Origin of the sequence: Streptomyces sp. NPDC017202, from assembly GCF_044331705.1 — a bacterium.
Lineage (GTDB): Bacteria > Actinomycetota > Actinomycetes > Streptomycetales > Streptomycetaceae > Streptomyces.
In genome coordinates this window covers 125056-140856 of the sequence record NZ_JBIRNP010000018.1, presented here as the reverse complement: position 1 = coordinate 140856, position 15801 = coordinate 125056, and the positions used below count along the sequence as shown (strand labels likewise).

Genomic DNA, 15801 nt, shown 5'->3' with positions numbered 1-15801 from the left:
ACACCCGCGAACCACCCAACAACCCCACCGCCATCCCCACCCACTGCGAACCCTGCCCCGGAAACACGAACACCGGACGCACACCCCGCACGGCGACACCGCGTACGAGAAGGTCGTCGGAGCCGCCGTTCGCGAGGGCGCGCAGGGCGCGCAGGGTGTTCTCGTGGCCGGTGGCGGTGACGATCGCGCGGTGTTCGAACCGGGTGCGGCCGTCGGCCAGTGTCTGGGCGATGCCGACCGGGTCGGCCGTGGTGTCGGTGGCCAGCAGTTCGGCGAGCCGGCCCGCTTGCTCGCGGAGCGCCGTCTCGTCGCGGGCGCTCAGCAGCCAGGGCACGGGGGTGCCGGAGGGGTTGGCGGACGGGGTGCGGGGTGTCGAGGGTGCGGGGTGCTCCTCCAGGATGAGGTGGGCGTTGGTGCCGCTGATGCCGAACGAGGAGACGGCGGCCCGGCGCGGGCGTTCGTCCCGCTCCCACGGCATCGCCTCGCGGAGCAGGGTGACGGCGCCGCTGTTCCAGTCCACGTGCGGGGTGGCGCTGTCCACGTGGAGGGTCTTGGGCAGCGTCCCGTTCCGGAGTGCCATCACCGTCTTGATCACGCCGCCGACGCCCGCAGCGGCCTGGGCGTGGCCGATGTTGGACTTCAACGAGCCCAGCCACAGCGGTTTTTCGGGGTTGCGGTGCTGTCCGTAGGTGGCGAGCAGGGCGCGGGCCTCGATGGGGTCGCCGAGGGTGGTGCCCGTGCCGTGCGCCTCCACGGCGTCCACGTCGGCGGTGGTGAGTCCTGCGGCGGCCAGTGCCTGGCGGATGACCCGCTCCTGGGCCGGGCCGCTGGGTGCGGACAGGCCGTTGCTGGCGCCGTCCTGGTTGATCGCGGAGCCGCGGATCAGGGCGAGCACGGGGTGGCCGCGCCGCTCGGCCTCGGACTGCCGCATCAGCAGGATCATGCCCACGCCCTCGGCCCAGGCGGTGCCGTCGGCGGCCTGCGCGAACGGCTTGCACCGGCCGTCGGGGGCCAGTCCGCGCTGGCGGCTGAACTCGACGAACATGCCGGGCGAGCTCATGACGGTGGCGCCGCCGGCGAGGGCCATGTCGCACTCGCCGCGCAGCAGGGACTGGGCGGCCATGTGCAGCGCCACCAGCGACGACGAGCACGCCGTGTCCACGGTGATCGCCGGGCCCTGCAGGCCGAGTGTGTAGGCCACGCGGCCGGAGGCCACACTGGAGGTGCTGCCGGTCAGCAGATAGCCGTCGAAGCCCTGGGCTCCCTGGTGGAGCCGGGGGCCGTACTCGGGGGCGACGGCGCCGACGAACACGCCGGTCTGGCTGCCGCGCAGCGTGGTCGGGTCGATCCCGGCCCGTTCCAGCGCCTCCCAGGAGGTCTCCAGGAGCAGCCGCTGCTGCGGGTCCATGGCGGCCGCCTCGCGCGGGCTGATGCCGAAGAATTCCGGGTCGAAGCGGTCGGCGTCGTGGAGGAAACCGCCGGCGTCGACGTAGGAGCGGCCGGCCCGGCCGGGGTCGGAGTCGAAGAGGGTGTCGAGGTTCCAGCCCCGGTTGTCGGGGAAGCCGCTGATCGCGTCGGTCCCGGAGGCCACCAGCCGCCACAGGTCCTCCGGTGAGGTGACACCGCCCGGGTAGCGGCAGGCCATGGCGACGACGGCGACGGGCTCCTCGGCGGCCGCGGCACGGGCCGGGACGTCGGTGTCCGGGCCGGTGTCGCCGTGCAGGCGTTCGTGCAGGTGCCGGCTCAGGGCGAGCGGGCTCGGGTGGTCGTAGAGCAGGGTCGTGGGCAGTTCGAGGCCGGTGGCGAGGGAGAGCCGCTCGCACAGGTCGACCGACATCAGCGAGTCGAGGCCGAGGTCCCGGAAGACCCCGGTGGGATCGACCTCGTGCGCGGACGAGTGGCCGAGGACGGCGGCGACCTCCGTGCGGACCAGGGCGAGGGCTCCGGCGGAGCGGTCGGGGGTGACGGGCGTGGGGTCCGCGTGGTCCGGGACGGACGGCGGCGCGGTCCGGGGGATGCTCGGCGCGTCGGTGGGCGCGGTGAGGTCGGGCCAGAAGCGGCGGCGCTGGAAGGCGTACGTCGGCAGCGGTACGAGGCGTGCGGCGCTGTGGGCGAAGAAGGCGGCCCAGTCCACCTCGGCGCCCATGGTGTGCAGGTGGGCCAGGGCGCGGACGAAGGTCTCCTCCTCGGGCCGGTCCCGCCGCTGCACGGCCGCCAGCAGCGGGCGCGGCGCGTCGGCCGGCAGGCTCTGGCGGATCATGTGCACGAGGACGGAGTCCGGGCCGATCTCCAGGTAGCGGGTGACGCCCAGCTCGTGGAGAGTGCGTACGCCGTCGCTGAACCGGACCGCCTTTCGGGCGTGCGCGGCCCAGTAGTCGGGGGAGGCGAGTTCCTCGGCCGTCGCCGGGCGGCCGCTCACGTTGGAGATCACGGGTATGGCGGGAGCGGCGAACTCCGCGTCGCGGGCGGCCGAGCGCAGGGATTCCAGCGCGGGTTCCATCAGCCGGGAGTGGAAGGCGTGGCTGACGTGCAGCCGGCGGGTTCTGCGGCCCCGTCCGGCGAAGAGCTCCATGACGGCGAGCACGGCCTCTTCCGGTCCGGATACGACGGTGGAGTCGAGCCCGTTGAGCGCCGCGATCTCGGCGTCGCTGCGCTCTTCGGCCAGCACCTGTGCCACTTCGGCTTCGGTCGCCTCGACGGCGGCCATCGCGCCGCCGCCGGGCAGCGACTCCATGAGGGCGCCCCTGCTCGCCACCAGTCTGCAGGCGTCGCCGCGGGAGAGGACGCCGGCGACGTGCGCGGCCGCCAGCTCACCGATCGAGTGTCCGATGAGATAGTCGGGGCGGACGCCGAAGGATTCGAGCAGACGGTGCAGCGACACCTCGAAGGTGAACAGGGCGGGCTGTGTCCAGGCGGTCTGGTCGAGCAGGTGGGCCTCGGGCGTACCGGCGTCGGCGAACATCACGGTGCGCAGCGGACGGTCCAGCAGGCCGTCGAACTCCGCGCAGAGTTCGTCGACGGAGTCGCGGAAGGTCTCGAAGGCCGCGTACAGCTCGCGTCCCATTCCGGGGCGTTGCGCGCCCTGCCCGGAGAAGACGACCGCGAGCGGACCGGGGGTTTCGGCGGTGCCGGTCAGCGCGGCGGGGGCCGGCTGCCCCTCGGCGAGCGCGGACAGGGACCCGAGCAGTGTGTCGCGGTCGCGTCCCAGGAGGGCGGCCCGGTGCCGGAAGGCGGTGCGTGTGGTGGCCAGCGAGAATCCGATGTCGGCTGTCCCGGCGTCGGCTCCGGACACGAGGTGCTCGTGCAGCCGCCGCGCCTGTGCCTGGAGGGCGGCCCGGGTCGTGCCGGAGAGCAGCCAGGGGACCACCGGCCGCGGTACGGCGGGCGTGGTGCCGGCATCTCGCGGCGCGGGGTGCGCGCCGTCGACGACCGGCTCGTGCCGGTGCTGGGCGAGGACGAGGTGGCAGTTGGTGCCGCCCATGCCGAAGGAACTCACGCCGGCCACGAGGCGGTCCTGCGGACGCGGCCAGCTCTCATGGCGGGTCTGCACCCGAAGGCGGAGCTCGTCCAGGGGGATGTCGGGGTGCGGCGTCTCGAAGTGCAGGCTGGCCGGGAGTTCGCCGTGGGCGATGCTGAGAGCGGTCTTGATCAGGCCGGCGACCCCCGCGGCTGCCTCCAGGTGACCGATGTTGGTCTTGACGGAGCCCACCCGCAGGGGGGCGTCCGCGCCACGGCCCGGCGCGAACACCGTTCCGAGGGCGGCGGCCTCGATCGGGTCGCCCACCCGGGTGCCGGTGCCGTGCAGCTCGACGTACTGCACCTCGTCGGGTGTGACCCCGGCCGCCAGCTGTGCCCGCCGGATGGCCTCGGCCTGGTACTCGGAGCCGGGCACGGTCAGGCCGTCGGTGCGCCCGTCGTGGGTGACGGCGCTGCCGAGGATCACGCAGTGGACGGGGTCGCCGTCGCGCACCGCATGCTCCAGCGGCTTGAGCAGGACCACACCGGCGCCCTCACCGCGTACGTAGCCGTCGGCGGCGGCGTCGAAGGTGCGGCAGCGGCCGGTCGGGGACAGCGCGCCGAACTTGGCGGAAACCGCGGTGGTCTCGGCCAGCAGGTCGAGGTTGACACCGCCGGCGATGGCCATCTCCGACTCGCCCGCTCGCAGGCTCTCGCAGGCGAGGTGGATCGCGACGAGCGACGAGGACTGGCCGGCGTCCACGGCGAGGCTCGGGCCGTGGAGCCCCAGGACGTAGGAGAGGCGGTTGGCGATGATGCTGCGGTGAGTGCCGGTGACCGTGTGGCCGGTGCTGTCGTCCGGGCCGCGCCGCGCGAGGAGGTCGGCGTAGTCGTCCCAGATGGCGCCGATGAAGACGCCGGTGCGGGAGTCGCGGATGCGCTCGGGGACGATTCCGGCGTTCTCCAGGACCTCCCAGCCGAGTTCGAGGACCACCCGCTGCTGCGGGTCCGTCTCGACGGCCTCGCGTGGGGAGATCCCGAAGAACGCCGCGTCGAACTCGTCCACGTGGTCGAGGAACGCGCCGTACCAGCGCGGGCCTCCGCCGGCGCCGACCGCCCCCCAGCGGTGCTCGGGGGCGGGGACGACCGTGTCCCGGCCGTCGCGCAGGAGCTTCCAGAAGGCCTGCGGGCCGTCCGCCTGCGGCAGTCGGCAGGCCATGCCGATGACCGCTACGGCGTCCTGGCGCCGCACCGCGGACTCGTTCGCGTTCATGTCCGGGGTTCCTGCAAACACCTGCTGACTCCTCTGTTGCGCCGGGGCTGGCGTGCGTCGCTGTGGGCAGCTCAGTTCTTGCGGGCGAGCCCCGCGTAGATGACCATGTCGCTCACCTTGCGGGGGGCCGTCTCCTCCGCCCGCCACTCGGTGGTCTCCACCAGACCGGGCTCCACGAGGGTGAGGCCTTCGAAGAATCGCGCGATCTGCGCCTTGGTCCGGTTGGCGTTGAGCTCGATGCTCCGCTTCTCGAAGGCCCGGTCGGTGGTGGCCGCGAGTTCGTCGAGCTCGGCCAGGGAGACGTGGGAGAGCACCAGGTGGCTGCCGGAGGGAAGGGCGTCGAGGAGCAGGCCCACAGCGGCCCAGGGGTCCTCGGTGTCGGGTACGAAGTGCAGGACCGCGACAAGCAGCAGGGCCACCGGCTCGTCGAAGTCGATCAGCCGGCGCACCCCGGGGGCGTCCAGGATCTCCTGGGGGCGGCCGAGGTCGCCGAGGACCACCTCGATGTTCTTCTCGGCGCGCACGAGGGACTCCGCGTGCACGGTGATGGTGGGGTCGTTGTCGACGTACACGACGCGTGCCTCGGGGGCGACGGCCTGCGCGACGGCGTGCACGTTGTCCTGGGTGGGCAGGCCGGAGCCGATGTCGAGGAACTGCCGGATGCCCACCTCCTCGGTCAGGAAACGGACCGCGCGGATCAGGAAGTCGCGGTTGGCTCGGGCCGCGGCGAAGACACCGGGATCGGTCGCGGCGATCTCGTCGACCAGCGCGCGGTCGACCGGGTGGTTCTCGGTGCCGCCGAGGAGGTAGTCGTACATGCGGGCCAGGCCCGGCCGCGTGGTGTCGATCTCGACGGGGGTCTCGCTCAAAGGAATCGTCCTTTCCCGAAGGTGATGTACCGAGGTGTCAGGCGGTCGGTCGAGGCCGGCGCGCCCCGGCCAGGGCGCCGGTCAGTCGTCGCCGCAGGGCGAGCAGACCGGCCGCGGCGGCGAGCAGGGCGGTGCGCGGGCCGCCGACGCGGCGCATGCGCAGCAGGGACAGGAAGATCCACAGCCGGGTCTCCAGGGCGTTGCCCGGTCCTGCGTGCTCGTCGCGGTACTCCAGGACCCTGGTGCCGGGGACCGCGTTCCTGAGCAGGTGGACGTCGTCACCAGGGATGATCGCGTCCTCGCGGGTGGCCAGGTAGTGGACCGGGATGCCGACGGCGGCGAGTTCCGTGTCGGTGAGCGCCCAGGAACTCATGTCGCCGGTGATGTCGTCCGGGGTCGTGCGGGTCAGCCGGGCCAGCGTGTCGACGGTGATCCGGGGCAGGCCGCGACGCCAGTCCGGGTCGGTGAAGAAGGTGGCGACCGGAGCGGCGATGGTGACGACACCCTTGATGCGCCGGTCGTGCGCCGCGCAGCGCAGGGCGGCGTGCCCGCTGAAGCTCAGGGTCAGCCCGTAGGTGTGCTCGACGTCGGCCCGGTCGCTCACGGCGTCGAGGAGTCGGGAGAGCATCCGCCAGCTGTCGGCGGAGTAGGGCAGCGGATTCTCGCCGACGCCCGGCAACTCGGCCACCAGCACGGCCATGCCCAGCCGGGACGCCTGCGCGAGCAGGGTCATCCACTGCTCCTTGATGCTGATGATGCCGCCCATCACGAGCAGCAGCGGGCGCCGCTCCGCGGCAGACAGGCCGCTCGCCCAGCAGGGCACGGTATCGCCGAGTACGGGGATGTCGAGGCGGGTCACCGCGTGGTCCGCCGCCCAGGCGGCGCAGGCCTCGACGCACTTCTTCTGCGCCCGTTCCCGGGCCGGGCCGTCCACGGCCGGGAACCGCGCCAGGTTGTAGTGGGCACAGGCCTCCAGCAGCCGGCCCTCGGCCTCCAGCCGGGCCGCGGCTCGGGTCCACTCCCCCGTCCACGACCCCGGCCGGTCCCCGTCGTCGGAGTCGATCCGGTCGCAGATTTCCTGGTAGGCGGCCTGGGTGACGTTCTGGGCGCGCGCGTGGGCGAGTCCGAACAGTTTCAGTTCCGCCACGTCGTTCATACGGCGTCCTCCAGAGCCGCGGCACGGCCGTCGGTGTCCTGCGCCGAGGGGTGCCGGAAATCCTCGAGTCCGGTCCTGATGTCCGAGAGCAGGTCGGCGGCCTCGGCGCCGTCCACCACACGGTGGTCGAAGGCGAGGTTGAGCCGCATGACGGGTGCGGAGACCACCCGGCCGTCGCGGACGACCGGGCGCTCGGCGATCTGCCCGAGACCGAGGGTGATGGTGGTACCGCCGACGGAGTGGAATCCATCGACCGGTCGGTGGCCGAGCGAGGACACGGCGAGCGTGCCCATGACCTGGTGCCGGCCCGAGAGCGGGCGCACGACCCGCCGGAAGGCGCGGGACCCCACGGGTACGGGCAGCCGTTGGAGGCGGCGGACGGGCGCGAATTCGGGCATGGCGTCCGCGTCGCCTTGGCGGTAGTGCTCCAGTTGCTCCTGGATCTCGTCCAGGCCGGCCGCGTCCGCGCCTTTGAGCAAGGCCGACAGGACGACCCGCTCGCCGTCCAGCGTCTTGTCCAGGGCGACCTTCACGTCGACGTGGTCGTAGGCGACGATCCGGGGACGCAGGGTGCCGAGGATCGCGGCGTTGGCCTGCGGATGGGCGGCGAGCGCCCGTGCGGCGGCCAGGATGACGCACGCCACCGCGGAGTACCGGCGCCCGCCGTCCCGGGCGGCCTCGCGGACCTGCTGGACCCGGGTCATGTCGACGTCCGTGTCCAGGAAGACCGGGGAGAAGCCGCGGATCGTCTGAAGGAAGTAGAAGGTGTGGCGGCGCTGCCGCGCCAGGGGCCGGACCGTCACGGGGCCACCGCCAGTTCGTAGACGTGGGCGAGCGTGGGGGCTTCGATCACGTCGGGGAGTGACAGGCGCCGCCCGGTCTCCCGCTCCAGCACGGTCAGCAGCCACATCACGTGGAGCGAGTCCCAGCCAGGCACCTCGTCCACGTTGCGACGCAGGTCCTCACCAGTGACCGGTATCCCGACGTGGTCACTGATCAACTCGGCGAATTCGTCCAGGCTGTTCACTTGCCGGCCCCCCGGGAGCGGTCGATCAGACGGATGTGGTCGGGTACGTCCGGCAGCTGCTCCAGCCGGTGGCGGAAGGTCGTCGACGTGGTGTCGCCACCCGTCTCCTCGAAGCCGGCGGACGGGTACAGGTGCCGTACCTTGGCGTTCTTCGCGGTCGGACGGTATGCGGCCTCCACGGCGTCGGCGCCCTGTGCCTTGGCGTGGTGCAGCACGGCTGCCAGGCAGGCCTGTTCCACGCCGCGGGCCAGCACCCGGCAGCTGAGGAGGAAGTTGTCGACCGTCAGCACGTCGGCCGTGCGCCGCAGGAACAACGCGCCGGTCAGGCCGCTGCTGCCGAAGCGGTCGCTGACGTGGACCGCCAGCACACTCGCGTCCGGGTCGTCGGCACGCCGCCGGACCGCCGCGGGCTGGAGCCGCTCCGTGGTGAGGTTGAACTGATTGGTGCGCAGGGTGAGTTGGGAAACCCGGGCGATCTCGTCCGGTTGCACCGGGCCGATGGTGACGGTGATCCCCAGGTCCTGCAGGTAGTCGTCGAGGTCGATGTGCGCCGTGCGCAACTCGCCCCGTGCGGCCTCCGCCCGATACAGGGCGGTGCGTTCGGCGTCCTCCGCGGTGACCGACCGCACGGTGAACCAGCCATCGGCCAGAAGCTTGTCCACATGCAGCGCGGGTTCCCCGTCGAGGGCGACGACGTCGACCTGCGGGCAGTGGGCGCGGACGAGGCCGCACTCGTGCGGGCTGTCGTCGACGAAGACGAAGCTGTCGAGGCCGATCCCGATCGTGTCCGCGATCTCCCGCAGGTGCCCGGGCTTGGCCGACCAGTCGGCCCTGATCTGTACGAAGTCGTCCTCGCGCAGGGTCATGCCGGGGTGGTCGCGCAGCACCTCGCGCACCGGTGCCAGGTCGTTCTTGCTGACGGCCGACAGCAGGACGCCCTGCGAGGAGAGCTGGGCGAGGACGCGCTGGAAGGCGGTGAACGCCTTGCCGCGCAGGCTGTCCCCCACCTCGATGCCCTCACGGCCGTCCTCGCTCAGCACCCCTCCCCACAGGGTTTGGTCCAGGTCGACCGCCAGGCACTTCTTCGTCCGTCCGACGAGGTGCCGAGCAAGATGGGCGATCTCCCTGGCGTAGGCGGCGAGCAGCTGCGCCGACAGGTGGGCACCGGTGTACGCGCCGAGCCGGGGGTCCGAGGCGGGCACGCCGTCGGCCAGCAGCGGGTCGAGGTCGAGCGCCACGACCTGGGGCAGGCTGTCGCCGAGCCTCAGCAGCCGTGCGTTGGCCTCCCGCCACAGCATGCCGAGCCGGGCGCGCGAGCGGTAGTCGATCAGCTGAGCTGTCAACTGCCTAGGCAGGGGAAGGGAGTTGACGACCAGGGTGGCGTCGCTGCGGGCGACGAAGCGTTCCGCCAGGCCTTCGATCAGCGTGATCCGGTGCTCTGCGGCCGCGCGTACCGCGTCGAGGGTCCAGGGCGTGGGCAGGTCGTCGAGCACCACCATCGGGTCGAGGACCAGCAGGACCAGGTCGGGGCGTGCCGAGTGCAGTTCACCGGCCGGGTCGGAGAGTTCCCGAACGTAGCTGTCGAAGTCGGTGAGCGTCGGACGCAGCAGCAGCCCGTGCCGGGCGAGTTCGGCGGTGAGCGCGGGCGTCAGCATGGCCAGGTTCCCGTGTCCGGTCACCGCTGTCCGTACCTGGGGGGTGTCCCCGTGGTGCCGCAGCACCTCGTCCGGGTCGAGACGGCACAGGAGGTGACCGACCTGCTGGAGTTCGGCCTCGGTGGCCTCGGCGAGCAGTGAACGCACCCGTGGGTAGTCGGCGGCCAGACGGCCGGCGCGGAAGAGATCCAGCAGCGTTCCGGGGCTGGACGCGTCCATCACGTCACACCCGCTCGATCGCGAAACCGGCCCGGATCCACTTGCTCGACTCCACCGAGATCCCGACCGCCCGGTCTCCGGGGGCCATGAGCTGCAGCGCCCGCTCGACCTGGAAGAACGGCGTGGCGTTCCCGGTGTTGCCGATCCGGGTGACGCAGCTGACCTCCTCGGCGCCCGGCAGGTCCAGTTCGTCGACGACCCGGCGGGTCATCCGGCCGGACAGCTGCGGCGGCAGGACGTAGGCGACGTCCTCGCGCTTCCAGCCGACATCGGCCAGCACCTGGTCCAGGATCTCGCGGCTCATCCGTGGCACGGACTCCTCGATGGCCTTGTAGTCCTCCGCCGCGGGGACCCGGTCCGACATGCGGTCGGCGGGGCCGAACCACTCCAGGATCTGCCCCGGTTCACGGCCATGTCCCGTGAGCCGGGACGAGGTGAGGCACACCGTGGCGAGCGCGTCCTCGGGCTCGGTGCTGAGGACCAGCGCGCCGGCGCCGTCACCGAACAGCACGTAGTTGATGAGCTGTTCGGGGCGCAACGCGGAGAAGTCCTGACCGAGGTCGAAGTACTTCTCGTTCAGCTCGCCGCCGATCACCAGCGCCCTGCGGTACGCGCCCGTGGTGAGCAGCCGGTGGGCGAGGTCCAGCGCCTGGAACGCGCCGGTGCATCCTGACTGCAGCTGGAAGACGGGGATGCCGTCGATGCCAAGCCGGTCCGCCACCACGGAGGCCGTCGTCGGCAGGAGCCGGTCCGGGGTGGCGGTGCCCATGACCACCAGATCGATGTCGGCCGCGGCCGTCGCGGCGCCGTCGAGCGCGCGCCTCGCGGCGAGTTCGCACAGGTCGGCAAGAGTGTTGCGCCGCTCGCCCGTGTCCAGGTCGACCGTGAGGTGCCGGGTCTCCGTGGCGATGAAGACCCCGATCCACTCCTCCCATTGGTCGCTCATGCCGAAGCGCCGGGTGAGCGCGGCGTTGTCGACGGGCGCGCCCGGAAGGGCGGTACCCGCGGACGCGACATGGATTCGTTGGGGTTGCATCTGGTCCCTCCGTCTGGTCGCAGCCCTCGCCGGTCCGGACCGGGGCATCGACCGGCTCGAAGCGGGGCGGTGCACCGGACAGGCCGTCCGGCAGGCCCGGCAGCAGAGATCCTGGAAGGGAGCGCTTAAGCGGGCTTAAGGCCCCGCTCTAGCCGGTCGCGTGCCCTCCGCGTGCGGAACACGTCGACCGTTCGAGCACGGCGCCGGCTTTAGAGCCGGTCAATGTGCCACGGCGACGATGGGCGAAAACTCTCGAGGAGGCTCAGACGTGCGCGAGTGGAAAGGCACCGTATCCGGTGGCGGGCCGACGGCTCCGCCGACCCAGTACCTGACGACGACTCCCGTGCCCGAAGCGCCGCTTCGGCTGTTCTGCTTCCACCACGCCGGTGGCAGCGCCTCGGCGTTCACGGCGGTGCGCAACGCGCTCGCACCGCGCGTCGACGTCCTGCCCGTGCAACTGCCGGGCCGGGAGGGCCGTCTGCGGGAATCGCTTCCGCGGTCCATGGCCGACCTGGTGGCCGAGCTCGACGAGCAGCTGGGCCCGTACCTCACGGGGCGGTACGCCTGCTACGGCCACAGCATGGGCGCCCTGGTGGCGCACGACCTCGTCGTCCGCAGGCAGGCCCGCGGCGACGTGCTCCCGGTGCGTCTCGTCGCGGGAGCCGCGCGTGCGCCGCAGCTGCCGCCCGCGTTCGCCTCGTCGTACGCCGACTCCGACGACGAACTCATCGCGAAGATCGTCGGTATCGGCGGCATGTCCGCCGAACTCCTGGGTTATCCGGACTGGGTGCGTCCGGCGCTGGAACTGACCCGGGCGGATCTGCGCCTGTGCTCGACCCGCGGCTTCTCGGCCACGCCGCCGCTGGACTGTCCGGTCGACGTGTTCCACGCAGTCGCAGACCCTGTGGTCTCCGAGAAGGAGGCCCGCGAGTGGGCGGCGCGCAGCCGGGCGGCGAGCACCTTCCACTCTTTCGAGGGCGGGCACTTCTTCTTCCTGCGGGAGTCGCCCACCCTGTTCGCCGCCTGTCTGGCGGGCCTCCTCGTCCCGGCCGGGGGTCTGGTGCCGGGGCACTGAGACCGACCCCCGGCAGGGCGGGCGGACGGACGGCGGGCGGTGAGCCCGTCGCTCAGCTCGCCATCAGGAAATCCAGGCCGCGATCCGACGTGAGGATGGCCTGGTGCAGCTGCCTCAGGGCACGGCAGGGCTCCAGTCCGAGTTCGGCGCGGAGCACCCGCTGGGCGGTGCGGTAGACCTCCAGCGCCTCGACCTGGCGTTCGGAACGGTAGAGCACCAGCATCAGCTGCCGGTAGAACGACTCACGCAACGGGTACTCGCTCGTCAGCCCGTACAGCAGCCCGATGACCTCGCGGTGCCGGCCGAGAGCGAGCCGAGCCTCCACGGACATCTCGAGGCACTGCAGGCGCTCCTCCTCGACCCAGGCGGCGAAGGAGCTCAGGATCGGCCCCTCGGCCAAGCCGTCCAGGACCTGTCCGCGGACCACTGACAGTGCCCGTTCGAACTCCGCCAGCGCCGCCTCGTAGCAGGCGGCCTGTTGGTGGGCGTGCCCCCTGCGCACCGCGTCCTGGAAGTCCTGGACGTCGAAGCCCGCGTCGTCGGTCTTCAGGAGGTAGCCGGCCGGCTTGGTGACGATGGCCTGTCCCTTGGTGTCCCCCGCCGACACCAGGAACTTGCGCAGTTGGGAAATGTACACGTGGACGGTGGCCGAGGCGCGGCGGGGCGGATTGCTCACCCACAGTTCCCCGATGAGCTGGTCCTTGTTGACAAATCCGCCCGATTCGACGAGCAGCGCGGCAAGGACCATCTCGATTTTCGGGGCACTGAGCGCAAAGTGCCGTGAACCGTCGGTTATTCGGAGCGAACCGAGTATTTCATACCGCATTCACACCTCACGGGTTCGATCTGGTCGAATGATTCCTTGATCACCAGCCTGATCAGTCTGGCCCATGACGTGGCGAACGCACATCCGAGGAACTGCGTACGTACCCGACAATGTCCGAACCCTGCTCTTACCCCCCGCTCCCACGAGCACCCTCCTCCTCCGGTTCGCGGACGCGACCACCCGACTCTCCTGCCCCCACGGGGGCACCACGGGTGCCGGCGCGTCGCGGCCGCGACGGCCGCCGCCCTTCCGAAGCACCTCACCGACGACATCCGGCCGCGCCTCATGAGCGGACCACGTAGGTAGATTGGTCAACGAAAAGCAAATACATAAAATGCGCGCAAACAACCGGCACGGCGCACCGCAAACGTGCGGGCCGACATTTCCGGTGACAAATCGATGTGTTACCGGAGGCCATCGGGGCATCCGCGGAAACACCTCTACGGACGACGCGGAGGCAGTGGTCGCGCGGCACTCTCGCCATCGCCCTCGAGGAAGACCTTGCGCATCAGCTCGGCACGCGAATGGACTCCTATTTTGCTGTATATCCGGGCCAAATGCGTGTCTATGGTGCGCGGGCTGACGCCGAGCGAGTTGGCAATGTCCTTCGTCCTCATGCCCTCGCCGACCAGCTGCGCGACCTGGCGTTCCCTCGTGGTCAGCAGGGCCAGGGGCAGCGGGCCCTCCTCGGCCGTCCGCCCCGGCACGGAGACACCGGCGCCGTCCGCCTCGTGCTGCGCGGGCCCGCTCCGCTCCTCCACCCGTGCGGCGTCCGCCCCGCCCTGCCCCGCCCTGGGCCCGCCGGACACCTTGCGCCGCCCTGGGGGAAAACGTGTGGCCTTCGCCGCCAGCTTCCTCCAGTGTCCCGCCTTGGCCTCGTCCCCGAGGCCCTCCGCCGCGGCGGCGAGCAGGTCGTACACCCTCGCCTGGTGCACCTTCGCGGGGCCGGGGCTCTCCCACATGTTCTGCTGCGCGGCCAGCAGCTCCAGCACGCCGACGTTGTCGCCGACGGACAGGGACGCCTCCGCGTAGAGGATCAGGGCGACCGGCGCCCAGAAGTTTCCCTCGCCCGGCACGTGACGGAACCGCACTGCCGAGGACGCCGGACGGCGATGCCACGCTCGACCCGCGGCGGCCGCCGCGAACGCGTCCGCCACAGCGGCGTAGTCGTTCCGGCCGAGCTGCCGGGCCGCAGCCTCGGCCCGCTTGGCCGCGTCGTACGCCTCGGGCAGCTGGCCCGAACCGTAGTGGATGCCGCTCAGCAGGAGCAGCAGCAGAGGCAGTTGGTGCTTCCCGCCGGTCCTGTGCATGGACTCGTGGGCCGCCCGGGCATGGCGCTGGGCCGCCTCGTGCTCCCCCACCAGCACCTCTGCCCAGCCCATCACGATCAGGAACTCCGCGAACCCCGGCGCCTCCGCGTCCGCCTCGGAGCAGTTCGCCAGCGCCTGCGCACACCCGGCCAGCAGGCGCTGCCCCTCCGTGCGGTCGCCCTCGAAGATCACACACAGCGCGCGCACGGCCTCGGAGCCGAAGACGTGGACGGAGTGCACCCGCCCGGCCCACGAGCCCAGGGCGTCCAACTCGGCGCGGCCGGGCACCGTGCCCGTGAGCAGCTTGACCAGCACTCCCGAGAGGTCCGTCACCGCACGCACCGCGGGGTCGACGCGGCCGAGCCTGGCGGTCTCCTGACCGAGCAGGGCCTGCCCGCGTTCGGCGTCACCGAGCCAGGCGTGCAGGCAGGCCAGCGTGGCTGCGGCGGTGGTCCGCTTCTGGCTGGAGTCGTCCAGCAGGGACAGCAGTTCGCCGCCCAGCTGGATCAGCCGCTCGCGGTCGCCTTCCGCAGCGACCGCCTGCACCACCCGGCGCCAGACAGCGGCGTCCACCAGCCCGTGCCGCGGCCCTCCGCCGTGTATGCGCTGGGCACGCAACGCCACGACCAGCCAGCGGGCGGCAAGGTGGGACCGGCCGGAGTGCAGTGCCGCGGTCGCGGCTGCGACCAGTGTCCGCACGGCCGACGGGTCGTCGGCGCCGATCGCCTCGATGTGCAGGGCGAGCACCGTCGCGGGTTCGCCGCGCTCGGTCAGGTACTCCAGGGCGCGCCGGTGGAGGTCGTGCCGCCACCACGTGCTGGTACAGCCGTAGATGCAGTACCGCAGGAGGGAGTGACGGAACATCATCATGCCGCCGCCGAACATCCGCACGACGTCGTGCCGACGCAGCTCGCTCAGCGCCCTGGACGCCGACGACACCTTCATCTGGGCGACGGCCGCCACCGCCGACACATCGAACGGGTCTCCGAGCACCGCCGCCACATGCGCCACCGACCGAGCCTCGCTGTCGAGCCGGGACACCTCGGTGAGCAGTCGGGCGCCGAGAGGGCTCTGCGCCCAGGTCTCGGCGTTCTCCAGGCGCGGGCTGTCCCTGCCGGCCAGTGCGGTCACGTACAGCGGAAGGCCGTCGCCCTCCCGGTGCAGACGGGCCAGGTCCGGGGAGGCCGGGTCCTCGTCCAGAAGGGCGCCGCTCTGCGAGACGGTGAGCGGGTCGAGGTGCACCTGCTCGACGAACCCCATGTCGATGCCTTCCTGCAGCGCCGCCCGCAGTGCCACCGGACTCTGCCGGGGCCGGTGCGCGACGGCAAGGGCGAGCCGCTCCTCCACCGGCCAGCGGATCAGGATCTCCAGGAACCTGATCGACCAGGCGTCCGCCCACTGCATGTCGTCCAACACCAGCAGGCAGCCGGCCGGCGCGAGGGCCAGACACTCGGCCAGCGCGCCGCGCTGTTCGAAGAACCAGTCCCATGACGGCACCGGCTGGTCCGAACCGGTCGGCTGGGTCAGGGCCCGAGCCAGCTCCCGCGCCCTCTCGGCGCGCTTGGGACCACTGCCCGGCGCGCCGTCGGCTGAGGCCACCCAGGCGTTGAGCGCCTGGAGGAAGGGGTGGAGCGGCACGTTCGCCTCCGCCATCGAACACCGTGCCCGCAGCACCCACATACCTCGATGGCGCGCTTCACGTGCGGCCGCGTCGAGAAGCCACGTCTTGCCGCTGCCGGGATCCCCCAGTATCTCCACGACGCCGTGACCGCGTGTTCTCACCAGCTGAATGAAATCGGCCAGCCGGGCGAACTCGGATGTTCGGATGAGCCGATCAGGCAAGCACACCCCCACGCTCATACCCACAGCTTCTCCCCCCGAGCAGTCAGCGCCTTCGTC

General features: G+C 71.8%; 10 protein-coding genes. 1 reads left to right on the top strand and 9 read right to left on the bottom strand.

Features of this window, described 5'->3' with window-relative positions; translation table 11 throughout:
* The 7 genes from ACH4N1_RS27650 to ACH4N1_RS27620 form a co-directional block, all read right to left on the bottom strand.
* The coding region (locus ACH4N1_RS27650) for a beta-ketoacyl synthase N-terminal-like domain-containing protein (protein WP_398101130.1) at nt 1-4729 on the bottom strand (4729 nt) is incomplete at its 3' end.
* Nucleotides 4730-4800: 71 nt separating this feature from the next.
* A complete protein-coding gene (locus ACH4N1_RS27645) occupies nt 4801-5598 on the bottom strand; it encodes an SAM-dependent methyltransferase (protein ID WP_398101128.1) in 798 nt (265 codons plus the stop codon).
* A 37-nt stretch (nt 5599-5635) separates the two neighbouring features.
* Nucleotides 5636-6754, bottom strand: coding sequence for an alpha/beta hydrolase (locus ACH4N1_RS27640; protein ID WP_398101126.1), 1119 nt, complete (start codon nt 6752-6754; stop codon nt 5636-5638).
* Nucleotides 6751-7557 (bottom strand): 2-oxo acid dehydrogenase subunit E2, encoded by an 807-nt coding sequence (locus ACH4N1_RS27635; protein ID WP_398101124.1) that lies wholly within the window; start codon nt 7555-7557, stop codon nt 6751-6753. Before ACH4N1_RS27635 ends, ACH4N1_RS27640 begins: the two co-directional genes overlap by 4 nt.
* Nucleotides 7554-7781, bottom strand: a complete 228-nt coding sequence (locus tag ACH4N1_RS27630) for an acyl carrier protein (protein ID WP_398101121.1) — start codon at nt 7779-7781, stop codon at nt 7554-7556. Before ACH4N1_RS27630 ends, ACH4N1_RS27635 begins: the two co-directional genes overlap by 4 nt.
* Nucleotides 7778-9655, bottom strand: coding sequence for an HAD-IIIC family phosphatase (locus tag ACH4N1_RS27625; protein WP_398101119.1), 1878 nt, complete (start codon nt 9653-9655; stop codon nt 7778-7780). The genes ACH4N1_RS27630 and ACH4N1_RS27625 overlap by 4 nt, the downstream gene beginning before the upstream one ends.
* A gap of 4 nt (nt 9656-9659) precedes the next feature.
* Complete coding sequence (locus ACH4N1_RS27620) at nt 9660-10691, bottom strand: 3-oxoacyl-ACP synthase III family protein (RefSeq protein WP_398101117.1); 1032 nt, start codon at nt 10689-10691, stop codon at nt 9660-9662.
* 268 nt (nt 10692-10959) lie between these two features.
* On the opposite strand from ACH4N1_RS27620, the gene ACH4N1_RS27615 reads away from it, so the two are divergent.
* The gene (locus tag ACH4N1_RS27615) at nt 10960-11766 is read left to right on the top strand and encodes a thioesterase II family protein (protein ID WP_398101115.1); all 807 of its coding nucleotides are present in this window, start codon (nt 10960-10962) and stop codon (nt 11764-11766) included.
* Between the two features lie 52 nt (nt 11767-11818).
* Here ACH4N1_RS27615 and ACH4N1_RS27610 read toward each other — a convergent pair whose 3' ends face one another.
* Both ACH4N1_RS27610 and ACH4N1_RS27605 read right to left on the bottom strand, forming a co-directional pair.
* Nucleotides 11819-12514 carry a BTAD domain-containing putative transcriptional regulator gene (locus ACH4N1_RS27610; protein WP_398101113.1) on the bottom strand — a complete coding sequence of 232 codons (696 nt, stop codon included), beginning with the start codon at nt 12512-12514 and terminating at the stop codon, nt 11819-11821.
* Nucleotides 12515-13032: 518 nt separating this feature from the next.
* Nucleotides 13033-15762: an ATP-binding protein gene (locus ACH4N1_RS27605; protein WP_398101111.1), complete on the bottom strand. Its 2730-nt coding sequence runs from the start codon at nt 15760-15762 to the stop codon at nt 13033-13035.
* Nucleotides 15763-15801 lie beyond the last annotated feature (39 nt).